At 43.5% G+C, this 19,885-nt stretch carries 20 protein-coding genes; 11 read left to right on the plus strand and 9 right to left on the minus strand.

Features of this window, described 5'->3' with window-relative positions:
• Positions 1–42: 42 nt before the first annotated feature.
• The 4 genes from F0251_RS14755 to F0251_RS14770 are packed head-to-tail and all read right to left on the minus strand — an operon-like array spanning position 43 to position 2,312.
• Positions 43–450 carry a CBS domain-containing protein gene (locus F0251_RS14755; RefSeq protein WP_116871761.1) on the minus strand — a complete coding sequence of 136 codons (408 nt, stop codon included), beginning with the start codon at positions 448–450 and terminating at the stop codon, positions 43–45.
• Positions 447–797, minus strand: coding sequence for a P-II family nitrogen regulator (locus F0251_RS14760; protein ID WP_004737873.1), 351 nt, complete (start codon positions 795–797; stop codon positions 447–449). The genes F0251_RS14755 and F0251_RS14760 overlap by 4 nt, the downstream gene beginning before the upstream one ends.
• Positions 787–1,581, minus strand: a complete 795-nt coding sequence (locus tag F0251_RS14765; protein ID WP_004737872.1) for a DUF1538 domain-containing protein — start codon at positions 1,579–1,581, stop codon at positions 787–789. Before F0251_RS14765 ends, F0251_RS14760 begins: the two co-directional genes overlap by 11 nt.
• Complete coding sequence (locus F0251_RS14770; protein WP_171731247.1) at positions 1,578–2,312, minus strand: DUF1538 domain-containing protein; 735 nt, start codon at positions 2,310–2,312, stop codon at positions 1,578–1,580. The genes F0251_RS14765 and F0251_RS14770 overlap by 4 nt, the downstream gene beginning before the upstream one ends.
• A gap of 304 nt (positions 2,313–2,616) precedes the next feature.
• On the opposite strand from F0251_RS14770, the gene F0251_RS14775 reads away from it, so the two are divergent.
• From F0251_RS14775 to F0251_RS14800, 6 genes are all read left to right on the plus strand, one after another.
• Positions 2,617–3,531 carry a TIGR01777 family oxidoreductase gene (locus tag F0251_RS14775; protein WP_171731248.1) on the plus strand — a complete coding sequence of 305 codons (915 nt, stop codon included), beginning with the start codon at positions 2,617–2,619 and terminating at the stop codon, positions 3,529–3,531.
• Between the two features lie 43 nt (positions 3,532–3,574).
• Positions 3,575–4,402 carry an SDR family oxidoreductase gene (locus F0251_RS14780; RefSeq protein WP_171731249.1) on the plus strand — a complete coding sequence of 276 codons (828 nt, stop codon included), beginning with the start codon at positions 3,575–3,577 and terminating at the stop codon, positions 4,400–4,402.
• Between the two features lie 398 nt (positions 4,403–4,800).
• Complete coding sequence (locus F0251_RS14785; protein WP_171731250.1) at positions 4,801–5,655, plus strand: co-chaperone YbbN; 855 nt, start codon at positions 4,801–4,803, stop codon at positions 5,653–5,655.
• A 204-nt stretch (positions 5,656–5,859) separates the two neighbouring features.
• Positions 5,860–6,789 (plus strand): SPFH domain-containing protein, encoded by a 930-nt coding sequence (locus tag F0251_RS14790; RefSeq protein WP_008224544.1) that lies wholly within the window; start codon positions 5,860–5,862, stop codon positions 6,787–6,789.
• 3 nt (positions 6,790–6,792) lie between these two features.
• The gene (locus tag F0251_RS14795) at positions 6,793–7,242 is read left to right on the plus strand and encodes an NfeD family protein (RefSeq protein WP_105057472.1); all 450 of its coding nucleotides are present in this window, start codon (positions 6,793–6,795) and stop codon (positions 7,240–7,242) included.
• Positions 7,243–7,561: 319 nt separating this feature from the next.
• A complete protein-coding gene (locus tag F0251_RS14800) occupies positions 7,562–7,741 on the plus strand; it encodes a hypothetical protein (protein ID WP_004737863.1) in 180 nt (59 codons plus the stop codon).
• A gap of 64 nt (positions 7,742–7,805) precedes the next feature.
• Here the strand turns inward: F0251_RS14800 and cueR are convergent, their stop codons facing one another.
• The 5 genes from cueR to zipA all read right to left on the minus strand — a co-directional run bounded on the left by cueR (position 7,806) and on the right by zipA (position 14,026).
• On the minus strand, positions 7,806–8,198 hold the full coding sequence (gene cueR, locus F0251_RS14805) for a Cu(I)-responsive transcriptional regulator (RefSeq protein ID WP_105057473.1): 393 nt from the start codon (positions 8,196–8,198) through the stop codon (positions 7,806–7,808).
• Between the two features lie 93 nt (positions 8,199–8,291).
• Positions 8,292–9,098 (minus strand): DUF2057 family protein, encoded by an 807-nt coding sequence (locus F0251_RS14810; RefSeq protein ID WP_061034180.1) that lies wholly within the window; start codon positions 9,096–9,098, stop codon positions 8,292–8,294.
• 98 nt (positions 9,099–9,196) lie between these two features.
• Positions 9,197–10,336, minus strand: coding sequence for a porin (locus F0251_RS14815; protein WP_061034181.1), 1,140 nt, complete (start codon positions 10,334–10,336; stop codon positions 9,197–9,199).
• Positions 10,337–10,859: 523 nt separating this feature from the next.
• Positions 10,860–12,872, minus strand: coding sequence for an NAD-dependent DNA ligase LigA (ligA, locus tag F0251_RS14820; protein ID WP_171731251.1), 2,013 nt, complete (start codon positions 12,870–12,872; stop codon positions 10,860–10,862).
• 92 nt (positions 12,873–12,964) lie between these two features.
• Positions 12,965–14,026 (minus strand): cell division protein ZipA, encoded by a 1,062-nt coding sequence (gene zipA, locus F0251_RS14825; protein ID WP_171731252.1) that lies wholly within the window; start codon positions 14,024–14,026, stop codon positions 12,965–12,967.
• A 228-nt stretch (positions 14,027–14,254) separates the two neighbouring features.
• Between zipA and cysZ the strand changes: the two genes are divergently transcribed.
• The 5 genes from cysZ to crr all read left to right on the plus strand — a co-directional run bounded on the left by cysZ (position 14,255) and on the right by crr (position 19,258).
• Positions 14,255–15,013, plus strand: coding sequence for a sulfate transporter CysZ (gene cysZ, locus F0251_RS14830; protein ID WP_171731253.1), 759 nt, complete (start codon positions 14,255–14,257; stop codon positions 15,011–15,013).
• Positions 15,014–15,252: 239 nt separating this feature from the next.
• Positions 15,253–16,221 (plus strand): cysteine synthase A, encoded by a 969-nt coding sequence (cysK, locus tag F0251_RS14835; RefSeq protein ID WP_008224684.1) that lies wholly within the window; start codon positions 15,253–15,255, stop codon positions 16,219–16,221.
• Between the two features lie 302 nt (positions 16,222–16,523).
• The gene (locus tag F0251_RS14840; RefSeq protein ID WP_004734263.1) at positions 16,524–16,781 is read left to right on the plus strand and encodes an HPr family phosphocarrier protein; all 258 of its coding nucleotides are present in this window, start codon (positions 16,524–16,526) and stop codon (positions 16,779–16,781) included.
• Positions 16,782–16,917: 136 nt separating this feature from the next.
• The gene (gene ptsI, locus F0251_RS14845) at positions 16,918–18,642 is read left to right on the plus strand and encodes a phosphoenolpyruvate-protein phosphotransferase PtsI (RefSeq protein WP_061034186.1); all 1,725 of its coding nucleotides are present in this window, start codon (positions 16,918–16,920) and stop codon (positions 18,640–18,642) included.
• 106 nt (positions 18,643–18,748) lie between these two features.
• Positions 18,749–19,258, plus strand: a complete 510-nt coding sequence (gene crr / locus F0251_RS14850; protein ID WP_004737851.1) for a PTS glucose transporter subunit IIA — start codon at positions 18,749–18,751, stop codon at positions 19,256–19,258.
• Positions 19,259–19,885: the final 627 nt, after the last annotated feature.

Genomic DNA, 19,885 nt, shown 5'->3' on the forward strand with positions numbered 1-19,885 from the left:
CTTCTCCATAAAATTTATGGGCCTATTGTACGTACCTATCGGCTATACGTCATCTCTCACCATACCGTTGATAACAATATTATTGTAACTAACCATACCGACAATCTTATTATCACGGACCACAGGAGCGCGGCTAATACCAAAGCGTTCAAATAGGCGCGCACAGTACTTAACATTCATCTCGGCAGACACGCTTAACGCGGGCTTAGTCATGATTTCATAAATATTGGTGCGTTCGGGAGAGCGATTTTTGGCTAAGACTTTTTTGGCAATGTCGTTCATCAACACAATCCCGTACTCATCATCTTGATGACGCTTATCCACAATGATTGCCTTTACCTTATGCTTTTTCGCCATTTCTATCGCCGCTAACACTGTGGTTAAGCCATCAATAATCACATAGGTATTAGCCATTACATCGCCAACCCGGATTTTGTCACTGGTACTCATAGCTCATCCTCCACAACTTTAGTTAATGTCTCGACTTGATGCGCAACCCCAACCGCATCTTCAACATCGATTTGTACTGCTATTCCTTGCCCTGATTCTTGGTCGAACTCGCCAACTTTGCCGATGGTCTCTAAAATGTGTCGTGCTAAGTGCTCTTCAACGACGAACAGCAGCACATCTTTTTGTACCTCAAGCGTCAAACCGAAGAAGGTACGTTTTTGGTTTAGCCCCTGCCCTCTGGCATTGTTGATAACGGTGGCCCCCGTCGCGCCCGCATCACGCGCCGCGTCGAGTACGATGTCAGTCTTGCTCTCTTCCACAAACGCTAAGATCAATTTAAAGCGCATCTTTGCTCTCCTTAGAGGTGTGTAAACGGTTTAACCATTGCGTTATTTGGGCATAGCCCATTACTGAAATAATCGGAAACAAGCTAGCAAAGGCGATTAACCCAAAACCATCGATCACCGGGTTTCTCCCAGGTACGGTAGAGGCAAGTCCAAGCCCCAATGCTGTCACCAATGGCACTGTCACCGTCGATGTGGTTACACCGCCCGAGTCATAGGCCAAAGGCACTATAAGTTTGGGCGCGTAAAACGTTTGGATCACCACAACCACGTAACCAACAATGATGTAGTAATGAATAGGATCACCAGCCACGATCCGATAGCTGCCCAGCGAAATACCGATTGCAACACCGAGTGCAACGGCAATCCGGAGCCCATTGACGCTAATACTGCCACCGGAAACTTGATTCGCTTTAATCGCAACCGCTATCAATGAAGGCTCGGCGATCGTGGTACTGAATCCGATACAGAACGCAAAAAGATAGACCCAGTAATAATCAAACCATGTTAGGGCTAAGCCAGAACTGATTTTAAATTCAGTAAGAAAAGACGGCTCCGTTAACTGCATCGCCATCGTCTCTCCTAAAGGAAATAAGGCCAGTTCTAGCCCCATCAAGAAAAGAGACAAGCCAAGAATGACGTAAAAGAACCCTATCAATACTTTGGGCAGGTTGTTGACTGGCCTGCGTAGCACCGCCAATTGAAAACCAAATATGATCACCGCAATCGGAATCACATCCATCACGGTGCCAAGAAAGGTATCGATAAACTGTTGAACACTGATCATGTCACTACCATTCCATAGACCATGACAAACATCATCGGCAGCAGTGAAGCGAATGCGATCAATCCAAAACCGTCGATCATCGGATTACGCCCTTTAATGGCTGAAGCCAAGCCCACGCCTAATGCCGTCACCAACGGAACGGTGATGGTTGATGTGGTGACGCCGCCAGAATCATACGCTATGCCAATGATATTTTCGGGGGCAAAAGCAGTGAGCACCACCACACCAATATAGCCACCGATGATCATGTATTGAATTGGCCAACCTTTTAGGATCCGAAGTACCCCAAGTAATATTGCGATACCTACCGACAATGCGACGGTGAAACGCAGGCCGTCGGCGTATTCTTCCATTTCATCATTAGAATTAGGTATTACACCGCCCTCGGCCGCCACTTCTGCCGCTTCGGCTGCTACCGCCGTCAACGCAGGCTCCGCTATGGTTGTTCCAAAGCCCAGGCAAAAAGCAAAAGTCAGTAACCAGAACACACTTCCTTTGCGGGCAAAAGCTTGAGCCATAGATTCGCCAATCGGGAACAGCCCCATTTCAAGCCCGAAGATAAAGAATGTGAGCCCAAAGACCACCAGCACTAAACCCGCCAAAATAGACAGCAGATGCGGAAGCGGCTCTTGTAAAACAACAAGCTGGAAGAACGCGATCACCGCAACAATAGGCAATAAATCACGAAGGCTACCCAACATAGCTCGAAACAAAGCTAGCACTGCCGTCATCGCAACTCCCTATAGCCAATAATTACGTTTGATTATCTATCCGTAGTAATCATGGCAAATCCTTATTATTTCTAATGTGATAAACATTACGCAGTTGGTAACATATGCGAGTAAAATCTCTTAACTGTGATAACGATACACATATCTAAACTAATGAATTAAATTTCACTGTTTAACCAATTGTTGGTGCGGCTATTTAGGTATCACACGATTGAAACCAACTGATCGTTATAGTGATTTTTTCGTATTGGTTGGCGACTAAAAACAAGCCATGTCTATAATTATGTTTAATAAGGAGATTGGTATGAAGATATTGTTAACTGGTGGTACTGGATTTATTGGCTCTGAATTGATCAAGAGCTTGAACACTGACGACGTCACATTGCTCACGCGAAACACTGAAAAAGCGAGACAATGCCTAAGCCACCTGAACCAAAACAACCTTCATTACATCCAATCCCTTGATGAGCTGAATGACGTCAACGATTTCGATGCAGTGATAAACCTCGCTGGTGAACCGATTGCAGACAAACGCTGGAGTGATGAGCAAAAAGAGAGAATCTGTAGCAGCCGCTGGCTGATCACAGAGAAGATCGTCGAGCTCATTCAAGCAAGCACAACACCACCTGAAGTCTTTATCAGCGGATCTGCCGTCGGCTACTATGGCGACCAGCAACAACACCCATTTGATGAATCACTGCAAGTCGAAGACGAGAGCTTCCCTCATAAAGTTTGTGCTCACTGGGAAGAGATAGCTAAACGAGCCGAATCAGAGAACACTCGCGTTATCCTATTAAGAACAGGGATTGTTTTGGGTGAAAACGGTGGCGCACTCAAAAAGATGCTGATGCCTTACAAGCTTGGTGTTGGTGGTCCATTAGGGTCAGGTAAACAGTACATGCCCTGGATTCACATGCTCGACATGGTCAGAGCCATCAATCACTTGTTGTCAATCCCACACGCTCAAGGTGAATTCAACATGTGTGCTCCTCACCCTGTGACTAACAAGCAATTCAGTAGCACTCTCGCAAAACAATTGCGTCGCCCTCACTTCTTGTTCACCCCAAAGTGGGCGATGTCGCTACTTATGGGCGAGTCGTCCTGCTTGCTGTTCGACAGCATTCGTTCCAAGCCTAAGAAGTTAACTGAAATGGGCTTTATATTTAGTTACTCAAGAATCGAGCCTGCATTAAAAAACTTGTTACAACATCAAGACTAATTCTTTACTCTAAGAGCAAAGAAGCTCTGATAAAGGATTAAGTGTGAACAAGTCGATTCTCATCACTGGTTGCTCAACTGGCATTGGCTACACCTGTGCTCACGCACTTCACAAACGCGGCTTTCATGTCATCGCATCTTGCCGCGACCCACAAGACGTTCAACGCCTTCAAGAAGAAGGTCTCACCTGTATTCAGTTGGATCTTGCCAACAAGGACAGTATTGAGAACGGAGCTAAACAAGCCATCGAGCTAGCACCAAATGGATTGTATGGCCTGTTCAATAATGGTGCATATGGTCAGGCAGGTGCTTTAGAAGATCTACCGACGCAAGGGCTAAGAGAACAGTTCGAAACCAACTTCTTTGGTTGGCACCACCTCGTTTGCCAGATCCTGCCTCATATGCGAGAGCGTGGCGAAGGGCGTATTGTCCAAAACAGTTCGGTACTCGGCTTTGCTGCGATGAAATATCGTGGTGCGTATAACGCATCAAAGTTCGCAATTGAAGGTTGGACAGACACTCTGCGTTTAGAGCTTCATGGCTGTGGCATACACATTTCATTGCTCCAACCCGGCCCAATCGAAACCCAATTTCGAACCAACGCCTTAAAAGCTTTCAATAAGTGGATTAACATAGAAGGTAGTGTTCATCAGCATGCTTACCAACAACAAAAAGATCGACTTGAAAAAGAATCATCGAATAATGCGTTTGTTTTGCCTGCCGAAAGTTGTATCGAACCTGTTTATCACGCGCTCACCGCCGATAAACCCAAGCTAAGGTACAGAGTAACCACTCCTACTAAAGTGTTCGCTGTATTGAAAAGATTACTGCCGAGCCGTTTGCTAGACCCTATTCTCAGAAAAGCCGCATAAATTACTAACTTTGAATGAACAGTCGCAAACTTTAATGTAACGATGTAATTTATTCGTAACAATAAGATGTCATGATTTAGCCTATCTCATCAGTTATCCCCAATTGATGGACTAACCCTTTGGATACTTCATGACTTTAAACCGCCTTAATTTGGTAGGTCTGAGTCTGGCAATTACGTTGTTTATTCTGTTTTGAGTATCTTACGTAATACCTCACTGACCACCTCACTGAGAACGCTGTGTCTTCCATGTTGAGTTAACAACTCTATCAACATTGAAGCATAGCGTTTTTCTATTTTTGCCTCTTTTTATACGAGATTACCCAGTTAGATCTTGAAGTTACCCGCTTATCCCCCCATATTTGCAACGTATCCCAAAACAAATCTCAAGGAACGTAAATGCAATCTCCGCATATTGTTGAACTTAATGAGCAGAACTTTCGTCAAGTACTAGAAGGTTCGATGCAGACCCCTGTCCTCATCCATTTTTGGGCACCAATGAGCCAAGAGAGTGCTCAAGTCATTCCTGAACTACAAACCTTAACTCAGCAATACAATGGTGCATTCACGCTCGCGCTATTAAATTGCGAACAAGAGCAAGCCATTGCTAGCCAATTTGGTGTTCAAGCACTGCCGACTATTGCACTGTTTGTTAACGGTCAACCTGTCGATGGCCTAGGTGGCCCGCAACGTATAGAAGCAATTGTGGAAATGCTTGGCAAACACCTTCCAAGCCAAGATGAATTGGCACTACGCCAAGCACTTGAGCAGATGCAAGCCGGTGAGCACACTCAAGCTTTAGCGGCTATGCAGCAGCTTCCAGCAGAACTAACGAGCAAAGGTGAAGTTAAACTGGCAATTGCAGAGTGTTTACTAGAAACCCAACAATTTGACCTTGCTGAGGCTCAGCTGGCAACAATTCCACTCGAGTACCAAGACAACTACTACAAAGGCTTAGTCGCCAAGCTTGAACTTCATAAGCAAGCTGCCGATAGTCCAGAGATCCAAGCATTAGAAGCGGCGCTGCAGCAAAACTCAAGCGATGCGAAAACCGCGTCAGAATTGGCACTGCAATACCATCAAGTAAACCGTAGTGAAGAAGCAATGGACCTACTGTGGTCTTTCCTAGTCAAAGACCTCAATGCTCTTGATGGAGACATGAAAAAAGAGTTCATGGATATCCTAAGTGCACTTGGGCAAGGCAATCCTGTTGCTAGTAAGTACCGCCGTCAGCTTTACTCTCTGCTTTACTAATTAGGCTCCTTGATTCCTAAACAGTAAGTAGTCAAATACAAAATCGACAAAGCAACTCATAAGCTTTTTGAATGAAAAACTCGCAATGGGCCATAAAATCAATGTTTTATGGCCCATTTCTCATTTATAAATTTGCTCCCACTTTAAATATGCGCCAGTATGAGTAATAAATAATTTGAAACTTAAACTTGCAAAGGACTTTGTATGCCTATCGATACTTTGATTACTATTGGCGTCTTTACTGTCGTCGCACTGCTCTTTATTTTCGCTGGTGTAAAAACCGTACCACAGGGTAATAACTGGACGGTAGAGCGCTTCGGCCGCTACACACACACACTAAAACCAGGCCTTAACTTAATCATTCCGTTCATTGATAAGATCGGTCAACGAATCAATATGATGGAGCGAGTTCTTGATATCCCCGCGCAAGAAGTTATCTCTAAAGACAATGCCAATGTGGTTATTGATGCGGTCTGTTTCGTACAAGTGATTGATGCACCGCGAGCAGCGTATGAAGTCAATGACCTCGAGCACGCGATTCGTAACCTAACTTTGACTAACATTCGTACGGTACTGGGTTCAATGGAACTTGATGAGATGCTAAGTCAACGTGACATGATCAACACCAAGCTTCTTAACATCGTGGATGAAGCCACCAACCCGTGGGGCGTAAAGGTTACCCGTATCGAAATTAAAGACGTACAGCCACCAGCAGACCTGACGGCTGCGATGAATGCTCAGATGAAAGCGGAACGTAACAAGCGTGCCGATATCTTAGAAGCAGAAGGTGTAAGACAAGCTGAGATCCTTAAGGCTGAAGGTCACAAACAATCAGAGATCCTAAAAGCTGAAGGTGAAAAGCAAGCCGCAATACTTCAAGCAGAAGCACGTGAACGTGCGGCAGAAGCAGAAGCGAAAGCAACAGAAATGGTATCAACCGCAATTGCACAGGGTGACATGCAAGCCGTGAACTACTTTATTGCACAAGGCTATACCGAGGCATTGAAGTCAATTGGACAAGCAGAAAACGGTAAGATCATCATGCTACCACTTGAAGCGACTGGCCTAATGGGCTCTGTTGCTGGTATCGCAGAAATGTTCACACACAAGAATGATACAAATAGTAAGGACTAACTTATGGTCGAATTACTAGAACAAGTAAACCACTGGCACTGGCTGGCGTTTGGTCTAGCGTTGCTTGCACTTGAACTGGTTGGAACCGCTGGTTACTTTTTGTGGATAGGCATCTCAGCCATGTTGGTCGGTGCTCTTTTGGGTGCTCTACCAATTGGTTGGCAGATGCAATGGCTATCCTTTGCTAGCTTCTCCCTTATCACCACTTGGTTGTGGTGGAGAAGGCAACTATCTAGTGATAAGCGGTCAGATTCAAATAGAGAACTCAACCAAAGAGAAAAGCAGCTGGTAGGTCAAACCCTCGTTCTAAGTGAAGACGTCAAAAAAGGTAGCTGTCGTATTAAGTTCGGTGACTCTTCTTGGTCTGCAAAGGCTAGCCAAGATATTCCATCTGGCACAGAAATAAAGATTGTTGCTTTAGACGGAATAGTTCTAATAATAGAACCTTTATAGTTTATTAATATATAAAGCCTGCATTTTCAATAAATGCAGGCTTTTTTAGTTTTTATTCATCAATAATATTTTAAATATCATTACGATAGATTTAATTGATAACAAAATAAGTTCTTATTTCATAAAGCTAAAAAATTTGAATGAATCCAAAAGGCATAAGAAAGCCAAGTTTGTTAGCCAAAATACATATGAATAGTTCGTCTCACTATCGCTTAATTATAATTATTAAAAATGTTAAGTCCGTCCAATTTTTGAAATTTTCTTCACCTTGTCCATACTTTCACTTATCTCAATCGGAGATAAAACTAACGGAGTTTGTATGAGACATTTTCTAATCATTGTTACGGCTATTTTTAGCTTGTCATTCGGAAGCGCTCTAGCGAGCAGTCAATCACCAGGTAACGGTAATATGGGACCTATTGTTAAGTGTTCAGATGGTAACGCGGTCACTCATGTACCACTACTGATCTGTAAACATTACGGCGGAAAAGTGCTGTGATAAGTGGTTAAGTCAGGCTAGTAACATCATTTACAGCCTGACTGATATTTATTACTGAAATGGTCTAAGGACGGCCAGATAAATTGTTTAAGATAGGACAATCCGTAGAAGCGTCACCTGGGCAGTCGTGTACCCAAGATTGCAATTGAGCCTTCATTTTATTGAGCTCCGCGAGCTTCAATTCTATTTCGTCTAACTTCTGAGTCGCTTTCTGTTTTACTTCGAAACTTTGCCTATTAGGGTTCATAGCTAGCTCAACCAAGGATTTACACTCATCCAGTGTGAAGCCAACCATCTTTGCTCTGAGCACAAATTCTAGCTGCTCGATATGAATCTCGCCATATTGCCTGTAGCCATTTTCTGAACGATGTGGCGGACTCATCATGCCTTTACTTTCGTAAAAACGAATGGATTTCGCTGTTGTACCAACACGTTTCGCTACTTCACCAATATTCACAATGTTACCTGTAAGCTTAAAATGAAAAACCGCAGTACTGCTGTTATACAATACTGCGGTTGAAAAACATAGTTTGAGGCTTAGGTTAAAGGCTTACTCTTGCTCCAACAACCAAATCATCGTCTGAGATTTTTCTTCGTTGTCTAATTTATTGAACCAGTAAGAAACCATTTCGATCTCTTTTGAGCCTTCTAGTGGTGCTGGGTTCGCGTTCTTACGATTCTTGAATGCCCAATCTGTCACTGCAGATTGCTCTTCTTTGGTTGCTTCACCATACCAGTAATTCACCATCTCTTGTGCTTGTGAGGCTTTTGGCTCTTCAGCAGCTACTGCTGCTACTGGAACAGCCGCAACTGGAGCAACCGCGATAGCTGTATGATTATTTGCACCGTTATAAATTGTGTCGATGTACGCTTTCGGCACGATAAAAGTCGTACTCATTACTGAGTTTTGGCCTTCAAGCGTAAATTCTAAATTCTTTTCTCTTGCTTGCTGGATATCAGCGTCACTTAGTGGAAATTTAATATATTGAGTCTTAGTACAGTGCTCGCTGCAGCTTTCTCTTGGTACTTGTCTATCTTCTAGTTCTATCGTCTTGCCAAAAAAACTAACCGTTTCGTACTCTTTGTAACTTTGGAAGTAACTTACGTCCATAGTAATTGAAGATTCTGGGGCAGTATTCGGTGTTACTTCTTTATTGTATGTAAAATAAAGCGACGACTTGAGAATGTCTGCGCCTACATTTGCTCTATTTTCTGCTACGTAAGATTGACCGGTTACTTTAATGTAACCACCTTTAGGCTGAACATCAGCAACTGAGTCTGCAAAATTACTTTGTGAATCGAGTGAACTACAAGCTCCCAAAAATAATGATAATACAACTACACTAACTTTATTCATTATGACTAATTCCTTATGTTCACTATGGAAAAACGCTGGCAAACAAAATTTACCAGCGTTTTGATTTTTATCTAACTGTTTAAGCTAAAGATTCTAGCTTAGAAACCGTATTCAAGACCAACGCGAGTTACGATATCTGTATCAGCGTCACCAACAGTACGACCCGCTACACGTAGGTAAGGTACGAAACCGTTATGAACAGCCATTAGCTGACCTGAGATAGTGTTGCTGTCTGAGTTAGCATCTTTAGAACCATTTGTTTCAGACTCAAGGTTAGCTGCGTAACCTAGTTTGAAACCGATTGGACCATTCCAGTATTGACCGATGATAGAGTAAGAATCTTGAGTCACTTTACGGATGCCGTTGTCTAGCTCTTCGCCTTTATATGCTGCAGCGAAACCGAAACCTGCTGGTAGGCTAGCTTCAAAACCAACGATGTATGCGAATGTGTCGTCATCGTAACCAGCTACAGTATCAGTTAGGTAAATTTCACCTTTAGGCGTAGTTACGGTGCCGTTTGCATCTTTAATATCTTCTTGAGCTACAACATACTCACCACCAGAAGCCGCAACTACACGAGTACCAGATTCAACCGCACCCATGAATGTGATTTTCTCAAAGCTGTATTTAGCACTTGCGCCAACGAAGTTTGCATCACGAGTCGCTGCACCACCACCATTGTCGTTATCATCACGACCAACAGAAGCTGCAAAAGAGAAACCGCCAAATTTAGCTGAATCGTAACGAACTTGGTTAGATTGACGATCGTAGTGACCATTGATACCGCCCCAATCGAATACAGAACCTAGACCAGGGTTAGAGAATGGCCAGTCGACGATTTCGTATAGTGGAGTCAGAACACGACCAACACGTAGGTTACCCCAAGAGCCAGAAGCACCAATGAAAGTATCACGGAAACCTAGAACACCACCTGAAACACCACCGTGAGACCAGTCTGTGCTATCTACGTAACCAGATTCGATCTGCATTGTGATTAATACATCATCAAACATATCTTTATGAGCACGGAAGCCGATACGAGATTCGTTCTCTACAGCGTAACCAGTACTAGAGTCGTTGTTATCAGTTGTGTTGTAGTTAACTAGAGAGATAGCTGCAACACCGTATACGTCAACGTTGAAGTCAGAGTTGATACCAACTTCTTTCGCCATTACGCCTGTCGATAAAAGTGCAACGGATGCACCTAGTAGAGTACGTTTGAAAAATTTGTTTTCCATGGAATAAAACTCCTAAAAATGGATATAGCTGTTTGAATATTCCCCACCTAAAGTTGGCCGCCGTAGAGAGAAATACCTTTTCTTGTTTGAGAATCCTTAACGCTGAATTCTCTATTTCCTTTCTGGGTATACACATCGTGCATCCATGGCATTAAGACTAACTTCGCCCTCAAAAAGATCAATGAGAACTTAATTTTCATCTAAAAAAATATGAGTTGGTGCAAATTTACCATGTACTTAGTGATCCAGATCGATAAATTTGAAAGGTCACACACAATAACACCTAAAACCATATAAAACAGCAACTTAAGAAAGATCGCCTTTTATAAAAATAGATATGACTCGCATTTCTGATACAACTAGAACGCTATTTCATTAATGTTGAGCGCCGTCACTGTCCTGATTTTGTAGTTCGTATAAGAACAAAATTCTCAACAATTAAAAAGCCACCATTTTTATAACAGACACAAAAAAGGCACTCTCTTGAAAGGAGTGCCTTTGAGCTTTTTTTACCTGAATTTACTTACGAAAGAAGAGCAATTAGATCTTCTTCGGTTCTTATTTCGATACCTAAATCTTGTGCTTTGGTTAATTTAGAACCTGCTGCTTCTCCGGCAAATAGGATATCGGTTTTCTTAGATACGCTACCCGTTACTTTAGCACCTAACGCTTGAAGTGCAGCTTTCGCTTCGCTTCGGCCCAATTGAGACAATGAACCTGTTAGCACAACCACTTTGCCTTCTAGAGGCAATTCTTGGTCATCTGGCGCATCTTCAATCACAGGCCAGTTCACGCCTAGTTCGATAAGCTGTTCAACGACCGCTCGGTTTTTCTCTTGTGAGAAGAAAGCCGTAATATGACTAGCAACGATGTCGCCAATATCGGACACCTCAACAAGCTGTTCATGAGTTGCCGATTGAACGAGCTCTAATGTCTTAAAATGCTGTGCTAAGTTCATCGCAGTCGCTTCACCGACTTCACGAATACCCAGTGAATAAAGGAAACGCGCTAACGTCGTATCTTTCGCTTTGTTCAGCGCACTCACCACGTTCTGTGCCGATTTCGGCCCCATACGGTCAAGCACCGTAATCACGCCAGCGCTAAGTTTAAACAGATCAGCTGGTGTTTCGACCATTTCACGATCAACAAGCTGCTCTATTACTTTCACGCCCAGACCATCAACATCAAGCGCCTTTCGAGATACAAAGTGCTTAAGCGCTTCTTTACGCTGAGCCTGACACACCAAACCGCCAGTACAACGCGCTACAGCTTCCCCCTCTACGCGCTCAACCGCAGAGCTACATACAGGGCATGCATCAGGGAAAACGATGTCTTTAGCCGTCTCAGGGCGACGGTCTTGTACAACCGCGACAATCTGTGGAATCACATCACCAGCACGGCGGATAATAACGCTATCACCTACCTTCACACCTAGACGAGCAATCTCATCAGCGTTGTGTAGCGTTGCATTACTCACCGTCACACCACCCACAAAGATAGGCTCCAGTTTAGCTACAGGCGTAATAGCGCCGGTACGGCCTACCTGAAACTCAACATCGTTAAGCAGGGTAATCTCTTCTTGAGCCGGGAACTTGTAAGCAATCGCCCAACGAGGGGCTCTAGCAACAAAGCCAAGCACTTCTTGTGCCGCGATATCATCGACTTTGATCACCACGCCATCGATCTCATAAGCCAGAGCATCGCGACGCGTCATGATATCTTGGTAATACGCTTTTACATCCTCAAGAGAGCTAAGCTGCTTCGTCTCAGGACACATAGGTAAACCCCAACCTTTCAGCTGCAAAAAGCGTTGGTAGTGGCTAGTTGAGAGCTCTGCACCTTCAACCACACCCACGCTGTAAGCATAGAAAGCTAATGGGCGTTTTGCGGTAATACGAGAATCCAGTTGACGCAAACTACCTGCTGCTGCATTACGTGGGTTAACAAAGACTTTCTCGCCTTTCTTCAACGCCATTTCGTTCAGTTTATCGAAGCCGGCTTTTGGCATGAACACTTCACCACGCACTTCGATACGTTCAGGCCAACCTTCGCCTTGTAGCTTAAGTGGAATCGAGCTAATCGTACGTACGTTTTCAGTGATGTTTTCACCCGTTGCGCCATCACCACGAGTCGCCGCTTGAACTAATGTCCCGTTCACGTAAAGCAAACTCACAGCGAGGCCATCGAGTTTAGGCTCGCAACAGAAAGTCTTAAGGTTAGCGGTTGGCGCCCTATCGGACATACGCTTATTGAACGCATCTAAGTCTTCATCAGAGAATGCATTATCCAGAGAAAGCATTGGGATCTCGTGAGTCACTTGTGTGAAGCCATCTAGTGGCTGACCACCAACACGTTGGCTCGGTGAGTCAACCGTTACGAGCTCTGGGTTCTCTTCTTCGATCTTTAGCAACTGTTGCATTAATCGATCGTACTCAACATCAGGGATCTCTGGGCTATCTTCTACGTAATAACGAACGGCATGATAGTGCAGAGTTTCTCTTAACTGCTCTAAGGTCACTTGAATCGATTCTTTCATATCATTCTCTGTCGTGATTGAAATATCAAAAAGGGCTCCCTTAGGAGCCCTTTTCTATAAATATAGATTATTTACTAGGCTAAACAATATGGCTAAGCATTCGCTGCCGACATGAAGTCTCTAATCTGTTTGCGATAGTCTGATAAACGGTTTGGTGTCATCAAGTTACGCGATTCATCCAAGACGTTTCCACCCATATCATCAGCAATCTTCTGTGCTGCACTCAACATCACATTGAAGTTTTGATCAGCTTGACCATAGCATGGCAACGTCATGAAGAACGAAATACCCTTAGTCGTAAAGTCAGCTGGATCATCATGCTCTAAAGTTCCTGGCTGCATCATGTTCGCGACACTGAAGATAACTTTAGGCTCATCAGCTGATTGTGCAAAACAGTGGTAAATAGACATCTCACCGTAGGTTAAGCCATTGTTCTCCATGCTGCGGAAAAGTTCAGTACCAACAAATGGGATCTCTCCAGCACAGTGAACATTAAGGACAATCACCTCTAAGCCTAACTCTTCATCTTGCTTTGTTTCTTCAACAGGAGCTGCTGCTTGTGGAGCAGCACTCTCTTTTGCTGCGAATGGTTCACTTGCAGTAAAAGTTTGTTGTGAAGCCATTGGCTCACTTGCGACTACAGGCTCTTCAACTTGTTCAGCTGCAACTTCTTCAAAAGAACCGTACTGCTCTTTAAAACCTGCATGGCTCTCTTTTTGCTCGTCGGTGAGTTCGAAGCTAGGAACCTCTGGTTCTACCGCTTGTTCAGCACCTTCCGGTTCGCTATCAACCTTGATAGGGTCTTCAACACTGAAAGAAGGCAAATCATTCAACTCGATATCGTCTTGTTGCTCTTCTTTTGATTGTGGTGCTGTAAGCGGATCTGAATCGATCAGCGGATCAGCCGCAGATGGCGATACCGCAAAATCCGGCTCTTTACGCTCTTTTCGGATTATTTCAAAATCATCTTCTGGGGCGAATGGACGGTTTGGGATGGTTTCAGCATCGTCTAAGCTATCATTATCTAGCTTGCCAAGTGGCTTATCTCCAAACTTTGCTTTCCCTTCTTTTTTACTCGTCCACAAACCGTGGAACAATAATGCGGCGATAGCTAGTGCGCCAACAATAATGAGTACAAATCGCAATTCCTGCATTTTTCGCTCTCAGCTTTCTTAGTCAACTAGCGGCAAAACGCTGTCACTAAGTTGGGTTAATTTGACCAATCTCACTACTCTATCAAAAGTAGCCACTGTTTTAGAACAACTTAATACAATTAGTTCCTTAGATGGTGTGATTTTCACCACGCTTTTTTTCTTAATTTCGGTCGAGTACACTAGACGTGTTTGCTATTTAACCAAATTCACATGTGACCTTAATTAAATATGACTATTGAATCTGTTCCCCGCTCCGGCTTTGGCTATTTTGTTTTCGGAATAAAAATCGCGTTGTCACCGAGCATTCGTAAATTTGTGCTACTTCCTCTTATCGCTAACGTCCTGCTGGTTGGTGGTGCGTTGTTTTATATCTTCTCTAACTTAAACACTTGGATTGAAGGCTGGATGGAAGGTTTACCAAGCTTCTTGTCATGGTTGTCCTATATCTTATGGCCACTATTGGTGTTAACTGTCTTAGCAACGTTTTCATATTTCTTTAGCACCCTTGCCAATTTCATTGCAGCTCCTTTTAACGGTTTGCTCTCTGAAAAAGTCGAAGAGCTACTTAGCGGCAAGAAAGTCAATGATGATGGCCTGCTTGATGTTCTTAAAGACACACCGCGTATTTTAGCAAGAGAATGGCGCAAGCTTGTCTACGTTCTGCCAAAAGCGATCGGTTTATTCCTACTTTTGTTAATTCCAGCACTAGGACAAACCGTTGCACCGTTTTTATGGTTCATCTTCACCGCGTGGATATTAGCGATTCAATACGCCGACTACCCATTCGATAACCATAAAATCAAATTTGATGACATGAGAAATAGTTTGAAACAAAAACAAGGTAAGAGCTATAGCTTCGGCGCGCTTGTTTCCGTGTTCACTACTATTCCAATTTTGAACCTGATTGTAATGCCCGTAGCCGTATGTGGTGCAACCGCGATGTGGGTTGCTGAGTTTAAAGACCAAGCTCTACGCTCTCGTCTATAGTTCTCGTATCTAACTCTCTGCCTGCACTTCCTAGTTTCGCCTATCTTTTTGAAGTTCTGATTTCAATAAAGATAGGCGTCAATTCTGCTACATATCTATATGATATAACTTTTTAATCCTTTTACCTTTTTTTCAACTTGTTTAATCTAAATTCAAGCTGAACAAACATCGAAAGACACTAGACGGTAAAGTGATTGATATACTACGTTTAGTTCTGTCATTAAATGAAGGAATATCGCATGAGCAAGATCTACGAAGACAACACCCTAACGATTGGTAATACACCTCTAGTCCGCCTAAACAAAGTAAGCAAAGGTAACGTCCTAGCTAAGATCGAAGCTCGTAACCCAAGCTTCAGTGTTAAGTGTCGTATCGGTTCGAACATGATCTGGGAAGCAGAGAAAGCAGGTACCCTTAAGCCAGGCATCGAGCTTGTTGAACCAACCAGTGGTAATACAGGTGTTGCACTCGCATTCGTAGCTGCAGCGCGTGGTTACAAACTTACACTAACTATGCCTGAGTCAATGAGCTTAGAGCGTCGTAAGCTGCTTAAAGCGCTTGGCGCAAACCTAGTACTGACTGAAGCACCAAAAGGCATGAATGGCGCGATTGCTAAAGCAGAAGAGATTGTTGCTTCAGATCCAGACAAATACCTACTACTACAACAGTTCAACAACCCAGCTAACCCACAGATTCACGAACAAACAACAGGTCCTGAGATCTGGGAAGCAACAGACGGCGAGATTGACGTGTTTGTAGCTGGCGTAGGTACAGGCGGTACTATCACTGGTACAAGTCGTTACATTAAAGGTGAAAAAGGCAAAGCCATCACTTCTGTCGCGGTAGAGCCAGCAGAATCTCCAGTAATCGCACAGGCACTTGCAGGTGAAGAAATCAAACCAGCTCCGCACAAAATCCAAGGTATCGGTGCCGGTTTCATCCCTGGAAACTTAGATTTAGAACTTATCGACCGCGTAGAGTCAGTAACTTCTGAAGAAGCAATTGAAATGGCTCAACGACTAATGAAAGAAGAAGGTATCCTTGCAGGTATCTCTTCAGGTGCAGCAGTAGTAGCGGCAAACAGAATCGCTGAACTACCTGAATTTGCAGGAAAAACCATTGTCACTGTACTTCCAAGCTCTGGTGAGCGTTACCTAAGTACAGCGCTATTTGCAGGTATCTTTACGGAAAAAGAGAACCAACAATAATATGTGGTCAAATCAATTTTTCGTCCAAAAAAGCCCCGTTTAGGGGCTTTTTTGTTGATCCCTGCCCCACCTTTGGTAATATCGGGTCTGTTTTATTTTTCGCTTCAAAATAAAAGAAGCAATAAACAGATTCTGAAGGTCGTGAGTCCTCAACAAAAGATGACCATGGCTGGATAAAAATTTATAACCAGTCTAAGTTCTAACACGAACATGGCGTACTAGCCTCTAGCGCATTTGAGCTAAAGCAGTTAAGCTAAACTGGTTACAAACTTACAAAAAATAAATTAATTGGGGTATATAAAATGTACGAGAAGCAAGTAGAAATCACAGCAGAAAACGGTCTTCACACTCGTCCAGCTGCACAGTTCGTTAAAGAAGCAAAATCTTTCGACGCTGACATCACAGTGACTTCTAACGGCAAAAGCGCTAGCGCGAAAAGCCTGTTCAAACTACAAACTTTAGGCCTAGTAAAAGGTACTAACGTAACTATTTCAGCTGAAGGTCCTCAAGCTCAGCAAGCAGTTGACCACCTAGTTGCTCTTATGGATCAACTACACTAATACGGTCTCCTTCTTTCAAAGCCATTTTGCATAGCAAAGTGGCTTTGTTCGAAATAGATAGGAATAAGCGCGACATTAGTCGACGACTTAAAGTCACACACTCTCCCGTTTACAGTTGAACAACTAAGGTAAGGCTATGATTTCAGGCATCCTAGCATCTCCTGGTATTGCTTTCGGTAAAGCACTACTACTTCAAGAAGATGAAATTGTCCTAAACACTCAATCTATCTCTGACGACCAAGTTGAAGCAGAAGTACAGCGTTTCTTTGACGCTCGTAACAAATCTTCTCAACAACTTGAAGTTGTTAAGCAAAAAGCACTTGAAACTTTTGGCGAAGAAAAAGAAGCAATCTTTGAAGGCCACATCATGCTGCTTGAAGATGAAGAGCTAGAAGAAGAGATTTTAGCACTCATCAAGAAAGAAAAAATGCACGCAGACAACGCGATCCACACTGTGATCGAAGAGCAAGCTTGTGCGCTTGAATCTCTTGATGATGAGTACCTAAAAGAACGTGCAACTGATATCCGCGATATCGGTACTCGTTTCGTTAAAAATGCTCTAGGCATCAACATTGTGTCTCTATCAGACATCAGTGAAGAAGTTATCCTAGTAGCTTACGACCTAACGCCATCTGAAACTGCACAAATCAACCTAGACTACGTTCTTGGTTTCGCTTGTGACATCGGCGGTCGTACATCTCATACTTCAATCATGGCACGTTCTCTTGAGCTTCCAGCTATCGTTGGTACTAACGATATCACTAAGCAAGTTAAGAACGGCGACATGCTTGTGCTAGACGCGATGAACAACAAGATCATCATCAACCCTTCTGAAGCTGAACTAGCAGAAGCTAAGAAAATCAAAGAAGATTTCGAAGCAGAAGCGGCTGAACTAGCAAAACTAAAAGATTTGCATGCTGAAACTCTAGACGGTCACCGTGTAGAAGTTTGCGGCAACATCGGTACAGTAAAAGACTGTGACGGTATCCTGCGTAATGGCGGTGAAGGCGTTGGTCTGTACCGTACTGAATTCCTATTTATGGACCGTGACGCGCTTCCTACTGAAGAAGAGCAATACGTTGCTTACAAAGAAGTAGCTGAAGCAATGAACGGTGAGTCAGTGATCATCCGTACTATGGATATCGGTGGCGATAAAGATCTACCATACATGGATCTTCCACAAGAGATGAACCCGTTCCTAGGCTGGCGTGCAGTACGTATCAGCTTGGATCGTCGTGAAATCCTACGTGACCAACTACGTGGTATCCTACGTGCATCTGCACACGGTAAACTACGCATCATGTTCCCAATGATCATTTCTGTCGAAGAGATCCGTGAACTGAAGAAAGCAATCGAAGAGTACAAAGCTGAACTTCGCGCTGAAGGCCTAGCTTTCGATGAAGATATCGAAATCGGCGTAATGGTTGAGACTCCAGCAGCTGCTGCAATCGCACACCACCTAGCGAAAGAAGTATCTTTCTTCTCTATCGGTACTAACGACCTAACGCAATACACTCTTGCGGTAGACCGTGGTAACGAAATGATTTCTCACCTATACAACCCACTATCTCCTGCTGTTCTTACAGTAATCAAGCAAGTGATCGACGCATCACACGCTGAAGGTAAGTGGACTGGTATGTGTGGTGAGCTTGCTGGTGATGAGCGTGCAACACTTCTTCTTCTTGGTATGGGCCTAGATGAGTTCTCTATGAGCGGCATCTCTATCCCTAAAGTTAAGAAAGTAATCCGTAACTCTAACTTCGCTGAAGTTAAAGCTATGGCTGACGAAGCGCTATCTCTACCTACAGCTGCTGAAATTGAAGCTTGCGTAGAAAAATTCATCGCTGAGAAATCTCAGTAATCGCCAAATTCTTAATAAAGTTAGACGGCTAAAAATAGTCGTCTAATTTGTTAGATTGGTATAGTATATTCTACAGAATAAAACTAAACGTTAGGAGCATGACACAATGGGTCTGTTTGACAAACTGAAAAAGCTTGTATCTGATGACAGCGCTGATGCTGGTGCAATCGAAATCATCGCACCTCTTTCTGGTGAAATCGTAAACATCGAAGATGTGCCAGATGTAGTTTTCGCTGAGAAAATCGTTGGTGACGGCATCGCGATCAAACCAGCTGGCGACAAAATGGTAGCTCCAGTTAACGGTACTATCGGTAAGATCTTCGAAACTAACCACGCATTCTCTATCGAGTCTGACGACGGTGTTGAGCTTTTCGTTCACTTCGGTATCGATACTGTTGAACTTAAAGGCGAAGGCTTCACTCGTGTAGCTGAAGAAGGTCAATCTGTTAAAGCTGGTGACACTATCATCACTTTCGACCTAGCGCTTCTAGAAGAGAAAGCGAAATCTACGCTTACTCCAGTTGTTATCTCTAACATGGACGAAATCAAAGAGCTGAACAAGCTTTCTGGTTCTGTAACTGTTGGTGAAACTCCAGTTCTTAAAGTAACTAAGTAATCTCGATTACTTATCTGCTTTAATTAAAACGCTACCTAAGGGTGGCGTTTTTTGTGCCTGTTATATTTACATGTCAGGCGACTAATTACTCTATCCCTCTCCAACAGCGAAATCCCCCCCCCTCTTTTGCAGCATCCTTTCACGAATATAGATCCCTGATATCTCGTTCTACTCGATTCTGGGATGACGACGGAGCTCGCTCTTCTTACAAATAGCTACTCGGTTGTGGAATGACGATTAGCTACTCTGTTCTAACTGAGCCATTACTTGCTCAAACAAATCGTACTCATTTGACAAAGCAATAAGATCATTATCGTCCAATCCCCGTCATTCCCTACAGTGAGGCACGAACGTGATAGGGAATCTCGCTTTTCCTTCTGTTTACACACTTATCTTTCCCCAATGTGTCTTTGATAAATAGCAGGCAATAAAAAACCCAGCCGAAGCTGGGTTTGTTTAGCGCTCATCTCTCACCACGAGCTAATTTGTGGAGGCCTTACGTTAACACTTTGTCTCAACAACACTTATAGTCAACGTGGCTTTTTAATCGATTAACCTAGTAGGCTAAGTGCCGAGTTCGGCGCTTGCTTCGCTTGAGCAAGAATCGAGCTTGAAGCTTGAGAAAGG

Source organism: Vibrio sp. 070316B, assembly GCF_013114115.1.
In the GTDB taxonomy this organism is placed as follows: Bacteria; Pseudomonadota; Gammaproteobacteria; order Enterobacterales; family Vibrionaceae; genus Vibrio; species Vibrio chagasii_B.

What these genes read in the sequence shown, in the direction of transcription:
- F0251_RS14755 (WP_116871761.1), bottom strand. Translation starts at nt 450, where the DNA reads ATGAGTACCAGTGACAAAATCCGGGTTGGCGATGTAATGGCTAATACC.
- F0251_RS14760 (WP_004737873.1), bottom strand. Translation starts at nt 797, where the DNA reads ATGCGCTTTAAATTGATCTTAGCGTTTGTGGAAGAGAGCAAGACTGAC.
- F0251_RS14765 (WP_004737872.1), bottom strand. Translation starts at nt 1,581, where the DNA reads ATGATCAGTGTTCAACAGTTTATCGATACCTTTCTTGGCACCGTGATG.
- F0251_RS14770 (WP_171731247.1), bottom strand. Translation starts at nt 2,312, where the DNA reads ATGACGGCAGTGCTAGCTTTGTTTCGAGCTATGTTGGGTAGCCTTCGT.
- F0251_RS14775 (WP_171731248.1), top strand. Translation starts at nt 2,617, where the DNA reads ATGAAGATATTGTTAACTGGTGGTACTGGATTTATTGGCTCTGAATTG.
- F0251_RS14785 (WP_171731250.1), top strand. Translation starts at nt 4,801, where the DNA reads ATGCAATCTCCGCATATTGTTGAACTTAATGAGCAGAACTTTCGTCAA.
- F0251_RS14790 (WP_008224544.1), top strand. Translation starts at nt 5,860, where the DNA reads ATGCCTATCGATACTTTGATTACTATTGGCGTCTTTACTGTCGTCGCA.
- F0251_RS14795 (WP_105057472.1), top strand. Translation starts at nt 6,793, where the DNA reads ATGGTCGAATTACTAGAACAAGTAAACCACTGGCACTGGCTGGCGTTT.
- F0251_RS14800 (WP_004737863.1), top strand. Translation starts at nt 7,562, where the DNA reads ATGAGACATTTTCTAATCATTGTTACGGCTATTTTTAGCTTGTCATTC.
- F0251_RS14810 (WP_061034180.1), bottom strand. Translation starts at nt 9,098, where the DNA reads ATGAATAAAGTTAGTGTAGTTGTATTATCATTATTTTTGGGAGCTTGT.
- F0251_RS14815 (WP_061034181.1), bottom strand. Translation starts at nt 10,336, where the DNA reads ATGGAAAACAAATTTTTCAAACGTACTCTACTAGGTGCATCCGTTGCA.
- ligA (WP_171731251.1), bottom strand. Translation starts at nt 12,872, where the DNA reads ATGAAAGAATCGATTCAAGTGACCTTAGAGCAGTTAAGAGAAACTCTG.
- zipA (WP_171731252.1), bottom strand. Translation starts at nt 14,026, where the DNA reads ATGCAGGAATTGCGATTTGTACTCATTATTGTTGGCGCACTAGCTATC.
- cysZ (WP_171731253.1), top strand. Translation starts at nt 14,255, where the DNA reads ATGACTATTGAATCTGTTCCCCGCTCCGGCTTTGGCTATTTTGTTTTC.
- cysK (WP_008224684.1), top strand. Translation starts at nt 15,253, where the DNA reads ATGAGCAAGATCTACGAAGACAACACCCTAACGATTGGTAATACACCT.
- F0251_RS14840 (WP_004734263.1), top strand. Translation starts at nt 16,524, where the DNA reads ATGTACGAGAAGCAAGTAGAAATCACAGCAGAAAACGGTCTTCACACT.
- ptsI (WP_061034186.1), top strand. Translation starts at nt 16,918, where the DNA reads ATGATTTCAGGCATCCTAGCATCTCCTGGTATTGCTTTCGGTAAAGCA.
- crr (WP_004737851.1), top strand. Translation starts at nt 18,749, where the DNA reads ATGGGTCTGTTTGACAAACTGAAAAAGCTTGTATCTGATGACAGCGCT.